The 21390-nt window shown below is 60.3% G+C and carries 17 protein-coding genes; 6 read left to right on the forward strand and 11 right to left on the reverse strand.

From position 1 onward, the window contains the following. Window positions 1–4: 4 nt before the first annotated feature. From infB to AC1DUB_RS20670, 7 genes are all read right to left on the reverse strand, one after another. On the reverse strand, window positions 5–2902 hold the full coding sequence (gene infB / locus AC1DUB_RS20640; RefSeq protein ID WP_477731066.1) for a translation initiation factor IF-2: 2898 nt from the start codon (window positions 2900–2902) through the stop codon (window positions 5–7). Window positions 2903–2930: 28 nt separating this feature from the next. Continuing rightward, window positions 2931–4451 (reverse strand): transcription termination factor NusA, encoded by a 1521-nt coding sequence (nusA, locus tag AC1DUB_RS20645; protein ID WP_477731067.1) that lies wholly within the window; start codon window positions 4449–4451, stop codon window positions 2931–2933. Window positions 4452–4473: 22 nt separating this feature from the next. Next, window positions 4474–5076, reverse strand: a complete 603-nt coding sequence (gene rimP, locus AC1DUB_RS20650; protein WP_477731068.1) for a ribosome maturation factor RimP — start codon at window positions 5074–5076, stop codon at window positions 4474–4476. 410 nt (window positions 5077–5486) lie between these two features. Then, window positions 5487–7178, reverse strand: coding sequence for an ABC transporter ATP-binding protein (locus AC1DUB_RS20655; protein ID WP_477731069.1), 1692 nt, complete (start codon window positions 7176–7178; stop codon window positions 5487–5489). Beyond that, complete coding sequence (locus tag AC1DUB_RS20660) at window positions 7175–8203, reverse strand: ABC transporter permease (RefSeq protein WP_477731070.1); 1029 nt, start codon at window positions 8201–8203, stop codon at window positions 7175–7177. The genes AC1DUB_RS20655 and AC1DUB_RS20660 overlap by 4 nt, the downstream gene beginning before the upstream one ends. Before the next feature lie 97 nt (window positions 8204–8300). Continuing rightward, window positions 8301–9335, reverse strand: a complete 1035-nt coding sequence (locus AC1DUB_RS20665; RefSeq protein WP_477720043.1) for a microcin C ABC transporter permease YejB — start codon at window positions 9333–9335, stop codon at window positions 8301–8303. 26 nt (window positions 9336–9361) lie between these two features. After that, the gene (locus tag AC1DUB_RS20670) at window positions 9362–11191 is read right to left on the reverse strand and encodes an extracellular solute-binding protein (protein WP_477731082.1); all 1830 of its coding nucleotides are present in this window, start codon (window positions 11189–11191) and stop codon (window positions 9362–9364) included. A gap of 162 nt (window positions 11192–11353) precedes the next feature. On the opposite strand from AC1DUB_RS20670, the gene fabI reads away from it, so the two are divergent. Then, window positions 11354–12151 carry an enoyl-ACP reductase FabI gene (gene fabI / locus AC1DUB_RS20675; RefSeq protein WP_477731071.1) on the forward strand — a complete coding sequence of 266 codons (798 nt, stop codon included), beginning with the start codon at window positions 11354–11356 and terminating at the stop codon, window positions 12149–12151. A gap of 193 nt (window positions 12152–12344) precedes the next feature. On the opposite strand, the gene AC1DUB_RS20680 is transcribed toward fabI, so the two are convergent. Further along, window positions 12345–12509 (reverse strand): hypothetical protein, encoded by a 165-nt coding sequence (locus AC1DUB_RS20680; protein WP_477731072.1) that lies wholly within the window; start codon window positions 12507–12509, stop codon window positions 12345–12347. Between AC1DUB_RS20680 and AC1DUB_RS20685 the strand changes: the two genes are divergently transcribed. Continuing rightward, window positions 12508–13962 (forward strand): DUF3943 domain-containing protein, encoded by a 1455-nt coding sequence (locus AC1DUB_RS20685; RefSeq protein ID WP_477731073.1) that lies wholly within the window; start codon window positions 12508–12510, stop codon window positions 13960–13962. The genes AC1DUB_RS20680 and AC1DUB_RS20685 overlap by 2 nt on opposite strands. A gap of 49 nt (window positions 13963–14011) precedes the next feature. Here the strand turns inward: AC1DUB_RS20685 and AC1DUB_RS20690 are convergent, their stop codons facing one another. Then, entirely contained in the window at window positions 14012–14761 is a 750-nt protein-coding gene (locus AC1DUB_RS20690) for a GNAT family N-acetyltransferase (RefSeq protein ID WP_477731074.1), read from the reverse strand. A gap of 171 nt (window positions 14762–14932) precedes the next feature. Further along, window positions 14933–15904, reverse strand: coding sequence for an IS1595 family transposase (locus AC1DUB_RS20695; protein ID WP_477731075.1), 972 nt, complete (start codon window positions 15902–15904; stop codon window positions 14933–14935). 160 nt (window positions 15905–16064) lie between these two features. On the opposite strand from AC1DUB_RS20695, the gene AC1DUB_RS20700 reads away from it, so the two are divergent. Beyond that, on the forward strand, window positions 16065–16928 hold the full coding sequence (locus AC1DUB_RS20700) for a DNA ligase (RefSeq protein WP_477731083.1): 864 nt from the start codon (window positions 16065–16067) through the stop codon (window positions 16926–16928). 103 nt (window positions 16929–17031) lie between these two features. On the opposite strand, the gene AC1DUB_RS20705 is transcribed toward AC1DUB_RS20700, so the two are convergent. Continuing rightward, a complete protein-coding gene (locus tag AC1DUB_RS20705) occupies window positions 17032–19329 on the reverse strand; it encodes an Orn/Lys/Arg family decarboxylase (protein WP_477720047.1) in 2298 nt (765 codons plus the stop codon). A 193-nt stretch (window positions 19330–19522) separates the two neighbouring features. On the opposite strand from AC1DUB_RS20705, the gene AC1DUB_RS20710 reads away from it, so the two are divergent. The 3 genes from AC1DUB_RS20710 to AC1DUB_RS20720 form a co-directional block, all read left to right on the forward strand. Beyond that, the gene (locus AC1DUB_RS20710) at window positions 19523–19951 is read left to right on the forward strand and encodes an NfeD family protein (protein WP_477731076.1); all 429 of its coding nucleotides are present in this window, start codon (window positions 19523–19525) and stop codon (window positions 19949–19951) included. Window positions 19952–20081: 130 nt separating this feature from the next. After that, window positions 20082–20993: an SPFH domain-containing protein gene (locus AC1DUB_RS20715; protein WP_477720049.1), complete on the forward strand. Its 912-nt coding sequence runs from the start codon at window positions 20082–20084 to the stop codon at window positions 20991–20993. Window positions 20994–21018: 25 nt separating this feature from the next. Further along, window positions 21019–21390 (forward strand): DUF2237 family protein (locus tag AC1DUB_RS20720; RefSeq protein WP_477731077.1); only part of this gene is annotated, 372 nt, incomplete at its 3' end.

Raw genomic sequence — 21390 nt, forward strand, 5'->3', positions numbered from 1 at the left:
TTTCTTACAAGGTACGTGCCACTTCCTTGATCTCGAAGAACTCCAGAATATCGCCTTCCTGGATATCGTTGTAGTTCTTGATGTTCAAGCCGCACTCGAAGCTTTCCTTGACTTCCTTGACATCGTCCTTGAAACGCTTGAGCGAGTCGAGTTCACCGGTGAAGATGACCACGTTATCGCGCAGCAGGCGCAATCTGGCCGTGCGGCGAACAATGCCCGCAGTGACCATACAGCCGGCAATCGAGCCGATCTTGCTGACCTTGAACACCTGGCGGATCTCGGCGGTACCGATGACTTCTTCCTTCTTGTCGGGCGTCAGCATGCCGGACATGGCGGCCTTGAGTTCGTCCACAGCATCATAAATGATGTTGTAGTAGCGAATATCGATGCCGTTGTTCTCGGCCTGTTTACGCGCCAGCGCATCGGCACGGGTGTTGAACCCGATCAGCACGGCTTTTGACGCAATGGCCAGGTTCACGTCGGATTCGGAAATACCGCCGACGCCGGAGTAAACCAGCTGAACCTTGACCTCATCGGTCGAGAGCTTGAGCAGCGACTGCGCGAGCGCCTCCTGCGAACCCTGCACATCGGCCTTGATGATGATGGGCAGCATCTTGACCTCGCCGGCCGAGATGTCGGAGAACATGTTTTCCAGTTTGGAAGCCTGCTGCTTGGCCAGCTTGGTATTGCGGAACTTGCCGGCGCGGTAGGTGGCGATTTCGCGGGCGCGGCGCTCGTCCGTCATCACCATGAATTCGTCACCGGCCTGAGGCACTTCGGTCAGACCCTGAATCTCCACCGGAATGGAAGGACCCGCGGTCTTGATCGGTTTGCCATTCTCGTCGAGCATGGCACGCACGCGGCCATAGGTCGAGCCGGCCAGCACCACGTCACCGGTTTTCAAGGTACCAGACTGAATCAGCACGGTCGCGACCGGACCCCGGCCCTTATCGAGCTGGGCTTCAATGACCAGTCCCTTGGCCAATGCCTCCACCGGTGCGCGGAGTTCGAGCACCTCAGCCTGCAGCAGCACCTGCTCCAGCAGTGTGTCGACACCTTCGCCGGTACGGGCTGATACGCCCACGAATGGAGATTCGCCGCCAAACTCTTCCGGAATGACTTCTTCGGTGACCAGTTCGCCCTTGACCCGGTCCATGTTGGCATCAGCCTTGTCGATCTTGTTGATCGCCACCACGATGGGAACGCCGGCTGCCTTGGCGTGCTTGATAGCCTCCTTGGTTTGCGGCATCACGCCATCATCAGCGGCCACCACCAGAATCACGATATCGGTCGCCTGCGCGCCACGGGCACGCATGGCGGTGAACGCCTCGTGACCCGGCGTGTCCAGGAAGGAAATCATGCCGCGCGGCGTTTCCACGTGGTACGCACCAATGTGCTGGGTAATGCCACCGGCTTCACCCGCAGCCACTTTGGCACGGCGGATGTAGTCAAGCAGTGAGGTTTTTCCGTGGTCCACGTGACCCATGACAGTCACCACAGGTGCGCGCGGCAGTGCTTCTGCCTGCTGGCCCTGCATGTCGTCGTCAGTGAATGCTTCCGGATCATCCAGCGCAGCGGTAATCGCCTTGTGGCCCATTTCCTCCACCACAATCATGGCGGTATCCTGGTCCAGCGGCTGGTTGATGGTGACCATCTGGCCGAGCTTCATCAGGTGCTTGATCACCTCGGACGACTTGACGCTCATCTTGTGCGCCAGTTCTGCCACGGTGATGGTTTCGGGCACATGAACCTCGATCACCTTGAACTCTGTCGGCGCGACGAAGGTGGACTCGGGACGGGCATCACGATCGTTGCTGCGGCGGCCACGCGGGCCGCTGCGGAAATTGCCGCGTCCGGGAACCACCGGTGCACCACGGCTCGGAATGCCCTTTTTCTTGGCTGCGTCGTCTTTCCAGGTCGAAGAGAGGTTCTCCGACTTGACTTCCTTTTTACCGGCCGCACCGGGCGCGGCGGGTGCCCCTGCAGTTGCAGCGGGCTTGGCGGCACCTGGCACAACAGCCGGCTTGTGCAAGGTACCCTTGATGGCGGCCTTGGGATCCACATGGGGAACCAGCACGCGCTTGGGCGCAGACATCATCGCCCGGATACCTGCGGCTTCAGCCTCGGCCTTGCGGCGGCGCTCCTGCAGGTCCTGGACCTTGGCGGCATCCGCCTGAAATTCTGCCGTGGCCTTGGCTTTGGCTACAGCTTGCACAGCTGCCGTATCGGCAGCTTTGGTCGCCTCTTCCGCCGCGGCCGTCTCGGCGGCCCGGGAAGCTTCGGCACTGGCCGGCTGGACCACTTCTTTGGCTTTTCCGGTCGCGGGCTTGGCTTTTCGGGCGGCCTCTGCCGCTTCGGCGGCAGCCTTTGCGTTTTGCGCCTCTACCTGGCGTTCCAGTTCGCGGGCGGCCTCTTTGGCATCCTGCTCTTCACGCAGCCGGCGCTTTTCCGCCAGTTCTTCTTCCTGGCGGCGCAGCAGCTCGGCATGGCGGCTGGCTTCTTCTTCGCGGCGAACCAGTTCGGCGTCATCGATCACGGGTGCCTGCGGAGCAGCAACCACTTCAGGCTGAACTTCCTCGGCAGGCAGGTCGGAGCCGTCCTCGCGCTTGACGAACGTGCGTTTTTTGCGCACTTCCACCTGGATGGTACGGGCCTTGCCGGTGGCGTCAGCCTGCTTGATCTCCGTGGTGGATTTCTTCACCAGCGTGATTTTTTTGCGTTCGGCCGTCACGGTGCCATGGCTGGCCTGCAGGTAGCCGAGCAGTTTTTGCTTGTCAGCTTCAGACAGGTGGTCGCCGGCCTGCACCTTGGCGACGCCCGCGCTGGTCAATTGCTCGATCAGGGTGGCGGTGGATTTATTCAATTCAGCTGCGAATTCAGCGACGGTAGTGGTACTGGACATATTTGGTTTTCCTGGCTGGCCTCCATGATCATTGCTCTTGGGCCGTTGCAGGTGCAGCGGTGTCACCTGCGTCATTGGTAAACCAATGGGCACGTGCAGTCATGATCAGGGCCTTGGCTTCGTCCGCAGACTGGCCGGTGATATCGGTGAGTTCGTCCACAGCCAGATCGGCCAGGTCGTCGCGGGTATGGACACCCGCTTCAGTAAGTTTGGCGATCAGCTCGGGCGTAATGCCTTCAACGTCACGCAGGTTCTGCGAAACACCTTCGGCATTTTCTTCCTTGGCGATTTCCATCGTCAGCAATGCATCTTTGGCGCGGGTGCGCAACTCATTGACCGTGTCTTCATCAAACGACTCGATCTCGAGCATTTCCTGCAGCGGCACATACGCGACTTCTTCCAGGCTGGTGAAGCCTTCGGAGATCAGGATGTCGGCGATTTCCTCGTCCACATCGAGCTTTTCCATGAAGAGCTTGCGGCTGGTGTCGGTTTCGGTAGCCTGCTTCTGGGCCGACTCGTCGGCCGTCATGATGTTGATCTTCCAGCCTGTCAGCTCTGCGGCCAGGCGAACGTTCTGGCCACCGCGGCCGATCGAGATCGCCAGGTTTTCTTCATCGACCACGACGTCCATGGCGTGACGCTCTTCGTCCACCACGATGGACGACACATTGGCCGGCGCCAGTGCGCCAATCACGAACTGGGCCGGGTCTTCGCTCCACAGCACGATATCAACGCGTTCGCCGGCGAGCTCATTGGTCACGCCATTGACACGGGTGCCACGAACCCCGACACAGGTGCCGATCGGATCCACCCGCTTGTCGTGCGACAGCACGGCGATCTTGGCGCGCGAACCGGGGTCACGGGCGCAGGACTTGATCTCGAGCAGGCCCTGCTCAATCTCGGGCACTTCCTGGCGGAACAGCTCGATCATGTACTCCGGGGCGGTGCGCGACAGGATGATGGGGGCACCGCGCAGGGTGGTGTCGACCTCCATGATCATGGCGCGGACCCGGTCGCCGGCGCGCAGGTTTTCCTTGGGGATCATGTCGCTGCGGCGCAACCGCCCCTCGACACGGCCAGATTCAACAATGATGTCGCCCTTGTCCATGCGCTTGACGGTGCCGACAAAAATCTTGTCGCCGCGCGACATGAAGTCATTCAGCAGCATTTCGCGTTCAGCATCGCGGATTTTTTGCAGGATGACCTGCTTGGCGGCTTGTGCGCCGATGCGGCCGATAGGCAGGCTCTCCACCGGTTTTTCGATGTAGTCGCCTTCTTCAATGTCGGGAATTTCTTCGCGAGCGTCGCTCACCAGCTCTTCAGCTTCCGGATTTTGCAGGCCGGCTTCGTCAGGCACCACCAACCAGCGGCGGAAAGTCTCGTAATTGCCGCTGTCACGATCAACCACCACACGGATGTCCACGCCGTCTTCGTACACCTTTTTGGTGGCCGACGCGAGCGCAAGCTCGACGGCCCCAAAAACGACGTCACGTTCAACATTTTTCTCACGCGAGATGGCATCAACCAACATCAACAGTTCGCGATTCATTTCACAAGCCTGCCTTTCTAAATTATTTCTCTGTAGATTTATCCGCACTGGGGACAATTTTGGGTTTCCGGCCCTTGAAATCAACCACCGGCGCCAGACGCGCCTGGTGAATCTCGTCGAGCGTGAAACCCAGCGCCTGCAGGGGTGCGGGGACCTTCTTTTTGCTGACTTTCTGGCCGGGTTTGACGGCGGGCTCATCGCTCCACACAATCTGCCACCCGGTCATGCCATCCTTGGGTTCGGCCCGCTCCAGCGTGCCGCGGAATTTCTTGCGGTTGGCCGACACGACCGAACCGGCGCTGGCTGCCACACCAATCGGCGCCTTGAGGGTGATGTCAACCAACTCACCGGCAAAACGTTCAAAATCTTTTTCGTTGCGCAGAGGCCTGTCAATACCCGGCGAGCTGACTTCCAGCCGCGAATAATCGGCGCCCTCGACTTCCAGCACGAACTGCAACTGGCGCGTGACCTTCTCACAGTCTTCCGCATTGATGAACCGCTCGGCACCGGAAACGTAGGGCATGTCAATCGTGACACGCAGCAAACCACCGCCGGTACGCTCGACTTCCACCAGCTCGTAACCCAGTCCCGTAACAGTTTGCTCAATCGTTTCTTGCAAGGCCATTCAGTTGTCTTAAAACCAGTCTGTAAAAACAAACGCCCAAAAAAAATGGGCGGTGAAAACCCGCCCATTTGGTCGTGAAGGACATATTGTAACTCTTACCGTCCTTCCATGCAAACAAATTTCGTGCCTGGATTGATCAGGACAACCCCTTATGCTGAGTGATGGTCAAAACAAAGCAATGGGCTGTTCGGGCTATTCGCGGGAGTACCACTTGCCCTAGGCATCGTCCCCGCGTCCGGCTTGCCATTTACCAACCCGTGCTCATCCCCTGTTTGCCCGGTCAGGCCTCGCGCCTCTGCGCATGAAAGAGGTCAAGATGAAAAAGATGCGATCAAGTCATTTTTGTTGTGAATTTCTATAAATATCAATTAGTTATTTATGATACTTAAAGTAATTTATCAAGATGCATTTCAGGCTTGCGCCACCAGCACGCGAGTGTAGGGGTGACGGGGGGCATCCAGAACCTCACGGACCGTGCCGGACTCCACCACCTCGCCGTCTTTCATCACCATCACCTCATGGGCCATCGCGCGGATCACATCAACGTCATGGGTAATCAAGAGATAACTCAGCCCCCGTTCGCGCTGCAGCCGCTGTAGCAGCGACAAAACCTGTTTCTGGATGGTCACGTCCAGCGCGCTGGTCGGCTCGTCCAGCACCAGCAGGCCCGGATTGATGATCAGCGCCCGTGCAATCGCCAGCCGCTGTCGCTGCCCGCCCGAAAACTCATGCGGGTAGCGCTGCAGCAATCCCGGAAACTGCGTCTCGCTCATGCCCACGTCCGCCAGGGATTGCGACGCGCGCGACCGCACTTCAGCCTCGCTCAATGAGGGTTCATGGACCCGCAGGCCCTCTTCCACGATCGCGCCAACCGTCATGCGCGGGGACAGGGAGGAAAACGGGTCCTGAAAAACCACCTGCACTGCGCGGCGAATCGCCTTGTTGCTGGCGGCATTGCGGCTCCAGGACTGGCCTGCTGCCTGCAACGTCCCGGAAAAGGGTAGCAAACCCAGGCTGGCCAGGGCCAAGGTGGACTTGCCTGAACCTGATTCGCCTATGACGCCTAGCGTCTGGCCCGGCAGAATATCGAAAGTGGCATCTTTCACGGCCACAAACCCACCGCTTTTGAACCAGCCCCTGAAACCCGGAATGGCCACCGGGTAGGTAACCGATACACGGCTGGCCCGCATCATGAAAGCCCCGCCCGGGCTGGGCCCCATGCCCTCGACCACGTCGCGCGCCGGTTTGCTGTCAATCAATTTGCGGGTGTAGGCGTGCTGCGGGTCGGCAAACACCTTGGTGACCGTGCCCTCCTCCACCAGATATCCGTTTTCCATGACCGCCACCCGGTCTGCAAAGCGGCGCACAAGATTGAGGTCGTGCGTGATGAGGAGCACCGCCATGCCGTTTCGCTGCTGCAACTCGCTGAGCAGGTCCAGAATCTGGCTGCGCAAGGTGACGTCCAGCGCTGTGGTCGGCTCGTCAGCCAGCAGCAGCTTGGGCTGGCAGGCCAGCGCCATCGCAATCATGGCCCGCTGGCGTTGCCCACCGGAGAGCTGGTGGGGAAATGAGCGCGCCCGCCTGTCAGGCTCCGAAATGCCGGTGTCTGCCAGCAATTTGATGGCCATCGTCACAGACTCTGCAGGGGTCAGGCCGCGTTTTAGCTGTACAACCTCGGCAATCTGGTCCCCAACGTTGAACAAGGGGTTCAGGGCCGTCATCGGCTCCTGGAAGATCATGGCGATGTCTCGGCCGCGAATGCCGCGCAACTCGGCTTCGGGAAGGGACAGCAGATTCACCGGCCCTTGCAGACCCTCTGTTGCCGCAAACCGGGCCTGCCCGCTGATGTTGGCGTTTTGCACCAGCCGCAGCAGGCTCAGGGCCGTTACCGTCTTGCCCGAACCGGACTCTCCTACCAGCGCCAGTTTTTCTCCGGGTGCGATGGAAAAATCAATTCCATGCACGACTCTTTTGCCGGCAAAGGAAACGCTGAGGCCGTCGACTTTCAGCAGCGGATGGGCAGGCGCGGAAGATCCGCCACCCGTCGCGAAGCCCCCATCGGGCGGCAGCGCCGGATGCGCAGCGACGGGTGTGGGAGTCATAGCTCGGCCTTTCGAGGGTCCAGGGCATCGCGCAGGGCGTCGCCCATGAAGGTCAGCAGCAACAGCGTGACGACCAGTACGGCAAATGTCGATATCGAAATCCACCAGGCGTCAATGTTCGCCTTGCCTTGGTTGAGCAACTCGCCCAGCGAGGGCGTTCCCGGGGGCACGCCCAGGCCCAGAAAATCCAGCGAGGTCAGCGCCAAAATCGCCGCGCTCATGCGAAAGGGCAAAAACGTCACCACAGGCGTCATGCTGTTGGGCAGAATATGCCGCCACATGATCTGCAGATTGCTCACGCCCAAGGCCCTGGCTGCGCGCACATAGTCCATCTGGCGATTGCGCAAAAATTCGGCACGCACATAGTCAGACAAACCCATCCAGCCAAACAGGCTGAGCAAGAACAGCAGCAGCGCCACACTGGGCGCAAAAACCGCGCTAAAGATGATCAGCAGGTAAAGCTCGGGCATGGAGCCCCAGATTTCCATGAACCGCTGGAATGCGAGGTCTGTTTTGCCACCCGCATACCCTTGAATAGCCCCGGTGATCACGCCGATCACCACGCCGATCACCGTCAGCGCCAGGCCGAACAGCACGCTCAATCGAAAGCCATAGATCAACTGCGCCAACAGGTCGCGCCCCCGGTCGTCCGTGCCCAGCAGGTTGTCGCGTGAAGGCGCCGAAGGGTTGGGTTCTTTTGCGAAATAGTTGATCGTGCGCGGACCATAGGGATTGGGGGGATACAGCGCCCAGTTGCCCCGCTGCCCCAGCTTGTCGCGGATGAAAGGGTCCAGGTAGTCGGTGGGCGTTTCAAAGTCGCCGTCAAAGGTCTTTTCCGAATAGTCCTTGAGCAGCGGAAAGTAATACTCGCCCTTGTAGTGGGCCACCAGCGGCTTGTCGTTGGACAGCACCTCGGCGAAGAGGCTGAGCACCACCAGGGTCGAAAACAGGATCAGGCTGTAAAACCCAAGCTTGTTGCGGCGAAAACGCTTCCACGCCCGCCGACCCGGACTAAGACTGACCACAGAACGGCTTTCACCAAGGCCGCCGCGGATCGGGCTTTGCCCGGCCGCAGGAGGCGTCCCCTTGGGGGGAAGGCGGCCAGAGGGCGCTTCAGGGGGGTTAATCAAACTTGACACGCGGGTCTACCCAGACATAACAGAGATCACTGATCAGCTTGGTCACCAGCCCAATCAGCGTGAAGAGGTAGAGCGTGCCCAGGACCACGGGGTAGTCCCGCCGGATCACGCTCTCATAGCTGAGCAGCCCCAGGCCGTCCAGCGAAAACAGGGTCTCAATCAGCAGCGAACCGGTGAAGAAGGCTCCAATAAACGCAGCGGGAAACCCGGTGATGATGGGAATCAGCGCATTGCGAAACACATGCTTCCAGAGCACCTGCCGTTCGCTGAGTCCCTTGGCCCGGGCTGTCAGGACGTACTGCTTGCGAATTTCTTCCAGGAAGGAGTTCTTGGTCAGTACCGCCGTCACGGCAAAACTGCCCAGCACCATCGCAATGATGGGCAGGGTGATGTGCCAGAGGTAGTCGGTGATCCGCGCGCCCCACCCCAGGGATTCCCAGTTGGGCGAGGTCAGCCCGCGCAACGGAAACCATTGCAATTGCCCGCCGAATACCACCAGCAGCGCCACGCCGAGCACAAAGCCCGGTATGGCGTAGCCGACCAGCACGATGAGCGTGGTGACAAAGTCAAAGCGCGAACCCGCCCGCACGGCCTTGGCCACGCCCAGCGGCACGGCAATCAGGTAGCTGATGAAAAAAGTCCACAAGCCCAGGCTGACGGAGACCGGCAGCTTTTCCTTGACCAGTTGCCAGACATCCTTGTGCTGGTAAAAGCTGTTGCCCAGGTCAAAGCGCGCAAAACGCCCCAGCATCTGGAAAAAGCGCTCATGCACCGGTTTATCAAAACCGTACAGCGCCTTGATTTCCTCAATGCGCTGCGCATCGACGCCCTGCCGCCCGCGGTAGCCGGCGCCCGATGTGGCAGCGCGCTCGCCACCTGAGTCACGGCCCTGCAACTGCGCCACCATTTGCTCCACCGGCCCACCGGGCACGAACTGCACCATGACGAAGGTCAAAAGCAGCACGCCCAACAGGGTGGGAATCATCAGCAGCAGGCGCTTGAGAATGTAGCTGGCCATCGGTATGTCTGCCTGTTCTTCTGTTCTTATTTGCTGGAGGATAAATTGGCTGGCGAGGCCCACCAGGTGCTCATGGCCCAGGTGTCCGCCTGGTAATACGGCGGAATCGTCTGCGGCAGGACAAAGCGGCCCGGGCGGTAGCCGATCAGGAACGCATCGCCGTAGTACTGCGGCACCGAGTAGTAGCCATGGGTTAGTACGCGGTCCAGCGCGCGCATCGCGGAGCCGAGTTCAGGCCGGGTCTTGGCCGTCACGACTTTTTGCAGCAAGGCGTCGACCGCCGGATCGGCAATCCCCCAGACATTCGAGGAACCCGGCGTTTGCGCGGCCCGGGAGCCGAACAGCTCCAGCAACTCACCGCCCGGTGCGGTACTGCCGGGCAGGCGCAGCGTGGTGACTTCGAAGTCAAAAGCATCCATCTTCTGTTTGGACAACGAAAAGTCCACGACCCGATAAGTCATGGTGATGCCCAGCTTTTCCAGTGCCTTCTGGAAAGGCCCGACGATACGAATCAATGAGGGCTGGTCATTCAAAAATTCCATCGTGAAAGCCTCGCCCCTGGCGTTGCGCAGCGCACCATCCCGGTAAGTCCAGCCGGCCTCGCGCAGCAGCGCCTGGGCCTGGCGCAGGTTCTCGCGCAGGCTGCCGGGCGGTGTGGTGCTGGGCGACACGGGCACCGCGCCGAACACCTCTGGCTTGAGCTGGGCGCGCAAAGGCTCCAGCAAGGCCAGTTCATCGGGTTTGGGCAGGCCTTCCGCATGAAACTCGCTGTTGGGAAAGTAGCCGTTCACGCGTTTGTAGATGCCATAAAACAGCTGGCGGTTCATCCACTCGAAATCCAGGGCCAGGCCGATTGCCTTGCGCACCCGGGCATCCTGGAACTTCGGGTTACGGATATTGAGTACATAGCCCTGGAAGTCGCCGGGATTGCGGTTTGGAAAGGCGCGCTTGACCAGTTCACCCGAGGTGAACTGCTTGCCGGTGTACTGGCGCGCCCAGTTGCGCGAGATGAACTCGCGCAGGAAATCGAATTCACCGGCCTTCAGACCCTCGAAGCGGGAGGTTTCATCCAGATAAATCTTGAAGCTGATGCGGTCAAAGTTGAACTGCCCCTTGCGTGTCGGCAAATCCGCACCCCAATAGGCCGGGTCCCGCACATAGGTGATGTCACGGCCCATGGCCGGGTTGGCGATTTTGTAGGGCCCGGAGCCTATGGGTATTTCCGAAACAATCTGGTCAAAAGGCTTGCTGGCCCCGTTGACCTTGCCTCCTTCCCGGCCCCAGCCCCGGCTGAACACCGGCATTCCACCGACAACCAGCGGCAGTTCGGGATTTGGCGTCAGGAACTCAAAGCGCACGACGCGCTCCGAGACCACAGTCACCCCCTTGACTTCAGCGTAAATCGTGCGGTACTGGGGCGCGGCAAGTTTGCTGATGAGCTGGGTGTACGAATGCAGCACATCGGCTGCCAGCACGGGCGTGCCATCGTGAAAACGCGCCTTGTTGTTGATGCGAAAGGTCGCCGACAGTTTGTCGGCGGCAACCTCCACGTCATCGGCCAGCAAGCCGTAGGCCGTGGTGGGCTCTTCGGAGTTGCCTGTCAGCAGGCTTTCAATCAGCAGGCTTCCCAGGCCATAAGGTGCGGTGCCGCGCAGCGTGAAGGGGTTGAACTTGTCAAAGTTCGTGGGCCGGGTGGGCGGCACCATGCGAATCTCACCGCCCTTGGGCGCGACCGGATTTACATAATCAAAATGGGTGAAACCGGGCGGGTATTTGATGTCGCCAAACTGGGCGTATGCGTGCGCAGCCCAGGCGGCCGGTGCAAAAAAAGAAAGAATGGCCAGCAGGGTCGTCATCAAAGCAATCACCAGCACCCGCAAAAAAGACAAATCCCGCATGCGACAATTCTGCACTACTTCACGTCGGCAACGGTTGGCGGCCAGCAGGTAAACCAGCTGCTTCGTTCAACGCCACCAACCGCCATCGGCCGATTCATTCGAACACACTGGAGCACAAGCATGGGTTTTCTTACCGGCAAAAAACTGTTGATCACGGGCGTGTTGTCCAACCGGTCCATCGCCTACGGCATAGCCAAGGCGTGCCACGCTCAAGGCGCCGAGTTGGCCTTCAGCTACGTCGGTGAGCGCTTCAAGGACCGCATCACGGAGTTTGCTGCCGATTTTGGCTCCAAACTCATCTTTGACTGTGACGTCGGCGATGACGCCCAGATCGAGAAGCTGTTTGCCGACCTGTCCAAAACCTGGCCGACGTTTGACGGCTTTGTGCACAGCATCGGCTACGCACCGCGCGAAGCGATTGCCGGTGATTTCCTCGACGGCCTCTCGCGCGAGGGCTTCAAGATTGCCCACGACATCAGCGCCTACAGCTTTCCGGCCATGGCCAAGGCGGCGCTTCCCTACCTCAATGACAAGTCAGCCCTGCTGACCCTGACCTACCTGGGCGCGGTACGCACCGTGCCCAACTACAACACCATGGGGCTGGCCAAGGCCAGCCTGGAGGCCTCGGTGCGCTATCTCGCCGAATCGCTCGGCCCCAAGGGCATGCGCGTCAACGGCATCAGCGCCGGCCCGATCAAGACCCTGGCCGCCAGCGGCATCAAGGGCTTCGGCAAGATTTTGAGCGTGGTCGCTGAGGCCTCGCCCATTCGCCGCAATGTGACGATTGAGGACGTCGGCAACGTGGCAGCCTTTTTGCTGAGCGACCTGGCGGCAGGGGTCAGCGCTGAAATCACCTACGTGGATGGCGGTTTCAGCCACGTGGTGGGCGGCATCGCCGAGCCAGCCGAAGCCGGCTGAGGCGGCGGCGGCGGCGTCGGGTCAAGCGTGCGGGCCGCACGCTCTGCGCGGCTGAAAACTCAGTGGCAAATCCACCACCAGCCCTTTATCGGCGGGCGCAGGAAGCTATCAAACAGGCGCTTCTACAGCTTCTACCCGCTCATGGCCGCTGCCAGTGGAGTGGTCCTCTGCGGCACGTCGGTGAAGACCGGCTTCAGAACAGGAAAATTGCCGATTGCCAAACCTGCCCATAGTGGGATACTGGCTTTGAAAGCCTGAATTTCCTGTTTTTATCCTTGCTTTGACCATGTACTGCGCCCCCTGATACGGCGCCGTCGCTGCCTGCATCGGCTTTCTCACCAGCCAAGGACAGACGCATGAGAACTGCAGCCGCCCACCGCCGCGCCACACACTTCGCCGTTGTCCTTGCGGTGGTCTGCACGGCCGCAGGCAGAACTTTCGCCCAGGAGTCGCCCACCGAACCCGCCGAACCCGCTGCAGCCCAAAGCGCAGCGCCAGCTGTCGCCGCTGAATCCGCCGCGCAACCCAGAAACTATGCGCTGCCGGCACTGGAAATCATTGGTTTTGACTTTCTGCTGAACCGCGTCAACCGGTATTACGGCAGCAGCCGCGACGATTACGACGTCAGCCTGGGGTCGATCCGGCGCAACCTGCGAAGCGGCTGGGGCGTGGACGACGACCCGTTCAAGACCAACCAGTTGGGCCATCCCTACCAGGGCTCGATGYACCACGGCTTCGCCCGCTCCGCCGGTTTCAACTACTGGGAGTCGCTGGCCTACACTTTCGCCGGCAGCGCTGCGTGGGAGGTCGCCGGCGAGAAAACACGACCCTCGCGCAACGACCAGATATCCTCGGGCATAGGCGGCACTTTTTTGGGCGAGGCCTTGTTCCGCATGGCCAACCTGGTGCTGGAAAAAGGCGATGGCGTTCCGCGCTTCTGGCGCGAAGCCGGCGCCGCGATGATCTCACCGTCCACCGGCTTCAACCGGCTGGTCCAGGGCCGCCGCCTGGACACGATCTTCGCCAGCAACAATCCGGCCTACTACAGCCGGGTGCAGTTCGGACTGATGGGCACGGTGCAAAACGTTCCGGGCACCTCGACCCAGGTCAAACGCAACGAGGCGCAGGTCGACTTCTCGCTGGACTACGGCCTGCCGGGAAAGGACGGCTATCACTACCGCCGCCCCTTCGACTACTTTGCGTTCCAGGCCACGGCCTCCAGCGCCAATGTGCTCGAGAATGTCATGACGCGGGGGCTGCTGCTGGGCAATGACTACGAGGTCGGCAAGAACTACCGCGGCCTGTGGGGCCTGTACGGTAGCTACGACTACATCTCGCCGCAGGCGTTCCGTATCTCGAGCACGGCGCTGTCGCTGGGCACCACCGGCCAGTGGCGGGCCAGCGAATCGGTCGTAGTGCAGGGCACTGCCCTGGCCGGTACGGGCTACGCGGCCGTGAGCACCATCAACGGCGCCTCCGACCGCGATTACCACTACGGCATGGCGCCACAGGCGCTGCTGGCACTGCGAGTCATCTTCGGCGACCGCTCTTCGCTGGACCTGACCGGGCGCGAATACTTCGTGAGCGGCGTCGCCAGCGGAGGCCGCGGCGGGCACGACAACATCGTGCGCCTTGACCTGGCCTACACCTGGCGTATCCACAAGCAGCACGCCATCACCGTGAAGTACCTGTGGAACCGCCGCGACGCGACCTACCCCGATCTGGGCAACCGCACGCAATCCCGCGGCACGTTCGGCGTCTTCTACACGCTGCTAGGCCACGACCATTTCGGCACCGTCGACTGGCGCTGAGGGCGCAGAGGTGTGCAAGAATCTCGAACTGGCTTGGGCTTCGGTGCTATCAAGCCCGTCGCCAATACTCATAACACCAGGCAGTTTCAAACCCGGCCCGCTGATAGAGTGCCCGGGCCGGCGCGTTGCCGGCCTCTACCTGCAAAAAAGTGCGCTCAAACCCTCTGTGCATCGCGGCGTCGGCCAGCCCGGCCAGCACACGCCCGGCCAGGCCCCGGCCTCTGAGGGCCTGATCGGTGCACATGCCGTGCACGCTGGACCAGCCATGGCCGAAGGCAGCGGCACCAGCGGCCACGGTTTTCCCGTTCTCACGGACACTCGCATAGAGCGAATTACGTGCCCGGCTCAGCGTGTTGACGCGGCTGGCGCCATCGACGGGGTCAAAGCCCTTGCCCAAAAACAGGGCAGCCCACGCCTCATCAGGTGAATTGGCGGTTTCGGCGGGAATTTGAGTAGATACCTCGCGCATGGCTTTGGCCGTGCTCACCTGAACCAGCACCGGGCGCTCCGTCTTGTAGCCACACCGTTTCAGCTCTCGCCGCAAAAGTTCGAAGCAAGGTTCAGTCGCGACACGAAAGACCGCCGACATGCCGCGTGCCTCGTAACGCGCTTCAATCCTGCCCACCACGGCTTCATCGGTCGCTATGTGCCGAAGCGGGACCGCACTTTTGGCCCGGCTAACGGTTCCCCTGTCGAAAGGCAGGAGCCAGCCGTCCAGTTCCTCAAGGGCTTCGGGGGATACGGCCGCAATAGTGGCCCGCTCTATGGCTTCAATGTCGCTGGAGGTTGTGGTTTGCACGTGAAAGGCCTTGGCACCGGGACGTGGTGGATGGGATATGCCGGCGACAGTCTCCGCACATTTTCACTGTCTTTGAGCCTGGGCTTCAGGCCGCTCGAAGGGCATGGCGCTTGCGCCGTCGCATTTTGAAATATAAACTGTACATTTATAAGGGGTATCCGCTTAGCTCCACTAAGCTGATTCCACCCTGTCCTGTGGTGTTCGGGTGATGTCCCGATAGGTCACGGGCTGAGTGGCCACGGCTTGCTGCAGCAGCCGGTAAAACAGCATCCCGCGAGAGCCCGAAGTGCGGCGATTGAAGCGAAAGACAAACTCGTCAAGGTAGGCATCGAGATGCTCGGGCTGGACCGAGCCATGGTGCGTACCCAGGATCCAGCGCTTGACCAGTGAGGCCACCCGATGCACCCCTGCCATGGAGACATGTGCAGGCGTGTCCGAGCCCAGCATGACCGTGCGCTCATGGTCATAGCCCAGCTCGCTTAGCGAACGGTAGGCGGCCGAGCCGTCAGTGCGAACCTGGGCGCCGGGCTCCACCGACTGCTGGACAAACGGCACCACGCATTCGTCAGAATCATTGGCGATGCGGTGCAGACGAATTCGGCCAAATCCTTTGGGCTCCAGTATCTCCACGGCCATCACCACCAGTACTTTGCTGGTGCTGGACTTGCGCCCTACCGGGGAAATGGGCCGCTGTCGGTCCGAGATGGCCAGGTAAGTTTCATCGACCTCGACCAAGCCCTTGAGGCGTTCCCGATCCGGGCGCACCATGGCACAGCGAAAGCGGTGCAGCATGGTCCAGGCCGTCTGGTAGCTGCCCAGCCCCAACACCCGCTGCAAGCCCAAGGCGCTGACCCCCTGTTTCTGGCTGGTGAGATACCACGCCGCCGCCAGCCACACCTTCAGCGGCGTGCGGGTCTTGTCAAAGAGGGTGCCCGAGGTCACGGTAGTCTGTCGCCCACAGTCCTGGCACATCAATCGCGTGCGGCTGGATCGGTACGGCGCCGCCATGCTGGCGCAATTTGGGCAGGCGAAGCCGTGCGGCCAGCGCAAGCGCTCCAGGTAAGACAGGCAAGCCTCCTCGGAGGAAAACCAATCGAGGAATTCGCTCCAGGTGCATGGGTAGTCTTGGGCTGAAACTGGCATAATAACTGGGTATTTATCCAGTATATCCGACGCCACTGGAGCTAAGCGGATACCCCTTACATTTATACAGTTAAAAATAGAAAAATCCATGGCAATTCAAACCCTGACGCACATCCCGGCCCACAAGGCGCTTTTTCGACTGAAGACGCTGCACCTGCTGATGATTTTCGCGGGCCTGCTGGCGCCGGCTCTGCCCCTATTGGCCGCGCCCGATGCCCCGCCGCTGATGCTGGCCAAGGTGTACCACCCGGGCGTTTCACTTCCGGACTACTGGGCCAGCGAAAAGTATGACGGTGTGCGTGGCTACTGGGATGGCGAAAAGCTGCTGACCCGTGGCGGCGAGCGCGTTGCAGCGCCGGCATGGTTCACGGCGGGCTGGCCAAAAGTCCCCATGGATGGTGAACTCTGGGCCGGCCGCGGGCAGTTTGCCAAAGCGCTTTCGACGGTGCGACAGCAAACCCCGGACGATTCAGCGTGGCGCACGATGCGTTTCATGGTGTTCGACCTGCCCGCGCAAGGTGGCCCCTTTAACGAGCGGATTCCGGCGCTCAACGGCCTCGTGAGCCAGATTGACCAGCGCTGGGTACAAGCGGTAACGCAGGTCAAGCTGGCAAACCAGCAAGCTTTGCAAAGCCTGCTGGTTAAAACCGTCAAACTTGGTGGCGAGGGCCTGATGCTGCATCGCGGCGCGTCACTTTACAAAGGCCAGCGCACCGACGACCTGCTCAAGGTGAAAACGCATGAAGACACGGAGGCCCGCGTGATTGCGCACATCCCGGGTCAGGGGAAATATGCGGGTGCGCTGGGAGCACTGCTGGTGGAACTGCCGGAAGCAGATGGCAAACCGGGCCAGCGTTTCAAGCTCGGTAGCGGTTTCAGCGATGCACAACGCCAGAACCCACCAGCGCCGGGCAGCATCGTCACTTTTCGCTATCGCGGCCTGAACGACAGCGGAATTCCCCGCTTTGCCAGCTTCATGCGGGTACACGAAGACATGCCAAAACATGCCGCAGCTAATCAATAAGCAAGATCAACCAGCAGGATAAAAGATAAGCAGCAGGGGAAGCAACAGGGCTGGCAGCGGGTGCCCGCCACCGGGACGGAACACCCCACCAGGAGGGAACGCCCTATTTCTGATCTTTCTTCACGCAATCGGCGTAGTACCGCATTTTGCCTTTGGCATCAACCTGCTCCACGAGGCCGTGAATGTCAGTCTCGAAACCCGGGCATTGCGCATTGAACTCGCGGGCAAACTTGAGGTAATCAACGATTTTCTTGTTGAACACCTCGCCTGGAATCAACAGCGGAATGCCCGGCGGATAAGGCGTCACCAGTCCGACCGTGATGCGGCCTTCAAGCTGGTCGATCTCGACGCGCTCTGTGGTGCGGTGGGCAATGTGGGCGTAGGCGTCGCTGGGCTTCATGGCCGGCGCCAGGTCACTTAAATAGACCTCGGTCGTCAACCGTGCGATGTCGTATTTGGCGTAGAGGGCATGAATGTGCTGGCACAGGTCGGCCAGACCCATGCGCTCGTATTTCGGAAACTTCTGGCAGAACTCGGGCAGGATGCGCCACATCGGCTGGTTCTTGGCGTAGTCGTCCTTGAACTGCTGAAGCGCCGTCAGCAGGGTGTTCCAGCGGCCTTTGGTGATGCCGATGGTGAACATGATGAAGAAGCTGTAAAGCCCGGTTTTCTCCACGATCACGCCGTGCTCGGCCAAAAACTTGGTCACGATGCTGGCCGGAATACCGGTTTTGGCGAATTTGCCATTCAGATCCAGGCCAGGCGTGACGATGGTCGACTTGATCGGGTCCAGCATATTGAAGCCCGTCGCCATCTGACCAAAGCCATGCCAGTTATTGGCGCCATTCCTGGCTGTCTTGGCACTGCGCGACTCGCCCTTGATGATCCAGTCCTCGGCCAGGCCAATGCCCTCTTCCACCAGCTTGTCCGGCCCCCAGACTTTGAACCACCAGTCGCTGCCGTATTCATCGTCGATCTTGCGCATGGCCCGGCGGAAGTCCAGCGCCTCGGCAATGCTCTCCTCGACCAGCGCGGTGCCGCCGGGTGGCTCCATCATGGCGGCGGCCACATCGCAACTGGCGATGATGCTGTACTGAGGCGACGTCGAGGTGTGCATCAGGTAGGCCTCATTGAAGAGGTGCCTGTCGAGTTTGGTGTTTTGCGAGTCCTGCACCAGCACATGGCTGGCCTGGCTGATACCGGCCAGCAACTTGTGAATCGACTGGGTTGCGTACACCACGGCATTTTTCGGCCGGATGCGGTTTTTGCCCATGGCGTGGTAGCTGCCATAAAACGGGTGGAAGGCCGCATGAGGCAGCCAGGCTTCATCAAAATGCAGGTTGTCCACGTAGCCATCGAGCATGCCCTTGATAGTTTCGGTGTTGTAGAGCACGCCGTCATAGGTCGATTGCGTGAGCGTGAGCACGCGCGGCTTGACGGTGTCCGCATCGACGCCCTTGAGCAGCGGGTTAGCCCTGATCTTGGCCTTGATGGCCTCGGGCTCGAATTCGCTTTGCGGTATCGGGCCGATGATGCCGAAATGGTTTCGCGTGGGCTTCAAGAATACGGGAATCGCACCGGTCATGATGATGGCGTGCAGGATGGACTTGTGGCAGTTACGGTCCACCACCACCACATCGCCCGGCGCTACCGTGTGGTGCCACACCATCTTGTTGCTGGTGGAGGTGCCGTTGGTCACGAAGAAACAGTGGTCCGCATTGAAGATACGCGCCGCATTGCGTTCGCTGGCGCCAATGGCGCCGTCGTGGTCAAGCAGCTGGCCCAGCTCCTCGACCGCGTTGCACACGTCGGCGCGCAGCATGTTTTCGCCGAAGAACTGGTGAAACATCTGCCCGACGGGACTTTTCAAAAACGCCACACCGCCCGAATGGCCGGGGCAGTGCCAGGAGTATGAACCGTCCTCGGCGTAGTCCAGCAAGGCCTTGAAAAATGGCGGCTGGACCCCTTCCAGGTAGCTCTTGGCCTCGCGCAGGATATGGCGCGCCACGAACTCGGGCGTGTCCTCGAACATGTGGATGAAGCCGTGCAGCTCGCGCAGGATGTCGTTGGGAATATGGCGCGAGGTCTTGGTTTCACCGTAGACGTAAATCGGCACATCAAGATTTTTGCGGCGCACCTCTTCAATGAAGTTTCGCAGGTTGAGCACGGCAGGATCCAGGTCCGGGCCGGGCGTGAATTCCTCGTCGTCAATCGACAGGATAAAAGCGCTGGCACGGCTTTGCTGCTGGGCGAATTGCGACAGGTCGCCATAGCTGGTCACACCCAGCACCTCAAAGCCTTCGCTTTCAATGGCCTGGGCCAGCGCGCGAATACCCAGCCCCGAGGTGTTCTCGGAGCGGAAGTCTTCGTCAATGATCACAATCGGAAAGCGGAATTTCATGGGAATGGCTGCAGTTCATGGGCGCCCTGAACCTGTCGGAGGGCATGACGGAAACGCTCAAATGGGCATAGACAGGTTGAGCCCGAACGGTTTGGCTGGCGACTGCGAAGTGTAAGGAAATATTGTTGCGGTACGCTTGCGCGGCGGTCTAATTGCCCCAAAATGTAGCGCATCACCGACAAAAGGAAGAAACATGAGCGAATCGACCATCTGGTGGCTGCTGGCAGGTAGCGCGGTCGCGGTTGAACTGGTCACCGGAACTTTTTACCTGCTGATGCTGGCCGTGGGATTCGTCGCAGGCGCCATCGCCGCTCATTGGGGTTTTGCCATTATCGGCCAAATGGTGATCTCTGCTGCTGTAGGGGGTGGCGCAGTGGCCGCCTGGCACTGGTACCGCGGCAAAGCCCCGGCCCCCCTGCCTGCAAATGCGAATCGGGATGTCAACCTGGATATTGGTGAGCCGGTACAGGTCGCGCAGTGGAATGCCGACGGAACCACTACCGTGAAATTTCGTGGCGCCCTCTGGACGGCCATACCTGCCAACCAGGTGGAATCGGCCACCACTGGAAACTTTCGCATCAAGGAAATGCAGGGCAATCGCCTGGTGCTTGAAAAGCTGTAAAGCATCCCCGGATATCCAGGATCTCGGGCTTTTCATTCCCTGCTGCCGATTCGCCAGCCTGGCAGGCCTTGCAAGCCTTGCAGGCACTCAACTCGCTAATTTGAACTAATCAACAATCAACGGAGGAACCATGGAAATAGCACTCGTCATCCTGATCGTGGCTGGCATCTTTATCGTACGCAGCATCAAGGTGGTGCCGCAACAAAACGCCTGGGTGATCGAGCGCTTGGGCAAATACCACGGCAGCCTGACGCCAGGCCTGAATTTTCTGGTGCCTTTTGTCGACCGGGTGGCCTACAAGCACAGCCTGAAAGAGATCCCGCTGGACGTGCCCAGCCAGGTGTGCATTACCCGAGACAACACACAGCTGCAGGTTGACGGCATTTTGTACTTTCAGGTCACCGACCCCATGCGTGCCAGCTACGGCTCCTCCAACTACATCGTGGCCGTGACGCAGCTGGCCCAAACCTCGCTGCGCTCCGTGATCGGCAAGCTTGAGCTCGACAAGACCTTTGAAGAGCGCGACATCATCAACGCGCAAGTCGTGGCGGCCATTGACGAGGCCGCGCTCAACTGGGGCGTGAAGGTTTTGCGCTACGAGATCAAGGACTTGACGCCGCCCAAGGAAATTCTCCATGCCATGCAGTCGCAAATCACCGCCGAACGCGAAAAACGCGCGCTGATTGCCGCATCCGAGGGTCGCAAGCAGGAACAGATCAACATTGCCACCGGTGAACGCGAGGCCTTCATCGCCCGCTCGGAAGGCGAAAAACAGGCGGCCATCAACAATGCGCAGGGCGAGGCTTCAGCCATCATGGCCGTGGCGGAAGCCAATGCCAGAGCCATCGAGGTGGTTGCTGCGGCGATCCGCCAGCCCGGCGGTGAACAAGCCGTACAGTTGAAGGTCGCTGAAAAAGCCGTTGAGGCCTATTCCAGCGTAGCGGGCGACGCGACCACTACCCTGATCGTGCCAAGCAACATGACCGAGGTGTCGGCATTGATCGCGTCGGCCATGAAGATGGTGCAGTCCAGCAGGGCATGATCAATATCGCTTTACAGGTACAGCCATGAGTGCAAAAAATGTTTTGGGCGGCGAGCTGCTTCCCTGCTCTTACGATCCGCTCACGGGTTACTTCCGGGACGGCTGCTGCAACACCGATGCGTCCGATCTCGGCTCCCATCTGGTCTGCGTGCGGGTCACCCCGGAATTTCTCGCCTTCTCCAGCGCGCGCGGAAATGACCTCGTCACGCCGCAGCCGCAACACCGGTTTGCCGGGCTCAAACCAGGCGACCGCTGGTGCCTGTGCGCCCAGCGCTGGCGGGAGGCCCTGGAGGCAGGCACTGCCCCGCCGGTGATTCTGGAAGCCACCCATATCAACGCGCTGGAATTTGTCACGCTGGCGCAACTGGAAAAGCACCGGTTTCAGGGCGCTGTTCAT

This window comes from Polaromonas sp. P4_F9, assembly GCF_056401235.1.

Coding starts and splice junctions, on each gene's coding strand:
- AC1DUB_RS20665 (WP_477720043.1), bottom strand. CDS start 9,335: ATGGCCAGCTACATTCTCAAGCGCCTGCTGCTGATGATTCCCACCCTG.
- AC1DUB_RS20710 (WP_477731076.1), top strand. CDS start 19,523: ATGAGCGAATCGACCATCTGGTGGCTGCTGGCAGGTAGCGCGGTCGCG.
- infB (WP_477731066.1), bottom strand. CDS start 2,902: ATGTCCAGTACCACTACCGTCGCTGAATTCGCAGCTGAATTGAATAAA.
- AC1DUB_RS20700 (WP_477731083.1), top strand. CDS start 16,065: ATGATTTTCGCGGGCCTGCTGGCGCCGGCTCTGCCCCTATTGGCCGCG.
- AC1DUB_RS20715 (WP_477720049.1), top strand. CDS start 20,082: ATGGAAATAGCACTCGTCATCCTGATCGTGGCTGGCATCTTTATCGTA.
- AC1DUB_RS20670 (WP_477731082.1), bottom strand. CDS start 11,191: ATGACGACCCTGCTGGCCATTCTTTCTTTTTTTGCACCGGCCGCCTGG.
- AC1DUB_RS20680 (WP_477731072.1), bottom strand. CDS start 12,509: ATGCGTCTGTCCTTGGCTGGTGAGAAAGCCGATGCAGGCAGCGACGGC.
- AC1DUB_RS20655 (WP_477731069.1), bottom strand. CDS start 7,178: ATGACTCCCACACCCGTCGCTGCGCATCCGGCGCTGCCGCCCGATGGG.
- AC1DUB_RS20695 (WP_477731075.1), bottom strand. CDS start 15,904: ATGCCAGTTTCAGCCCAAGACTACCCATGCACCTGGAGCGAATTCCTC.
- rimP (WP_477731068.1), bottom strand. CDS start 5,076: ATGGCCTTGCAAGAAACGATTGAGCAAACTGTTACGGGACTGGGTTAC.
- fabI (WP_477731071.1), top strand. CDS start 11,354: ATGGGTTTTCTTACCGGCAAAAAACTGTTGATCACGGGCGTGTTGTCC.
- nusA (WP_477731067.1), bottom strand. CDS start 4,451: ATGAATCGCGAACTGTTGATGTTGGTTGATGCCATCTCGCGTGAGAAA.
- AC1DUB_RS20705 (WP_477720047.1), bottom strand. CDS start 19,329: ATGAAATTCCGCTTTCCGATTGTGATCATTGACGAAGACTTCCGCTCC.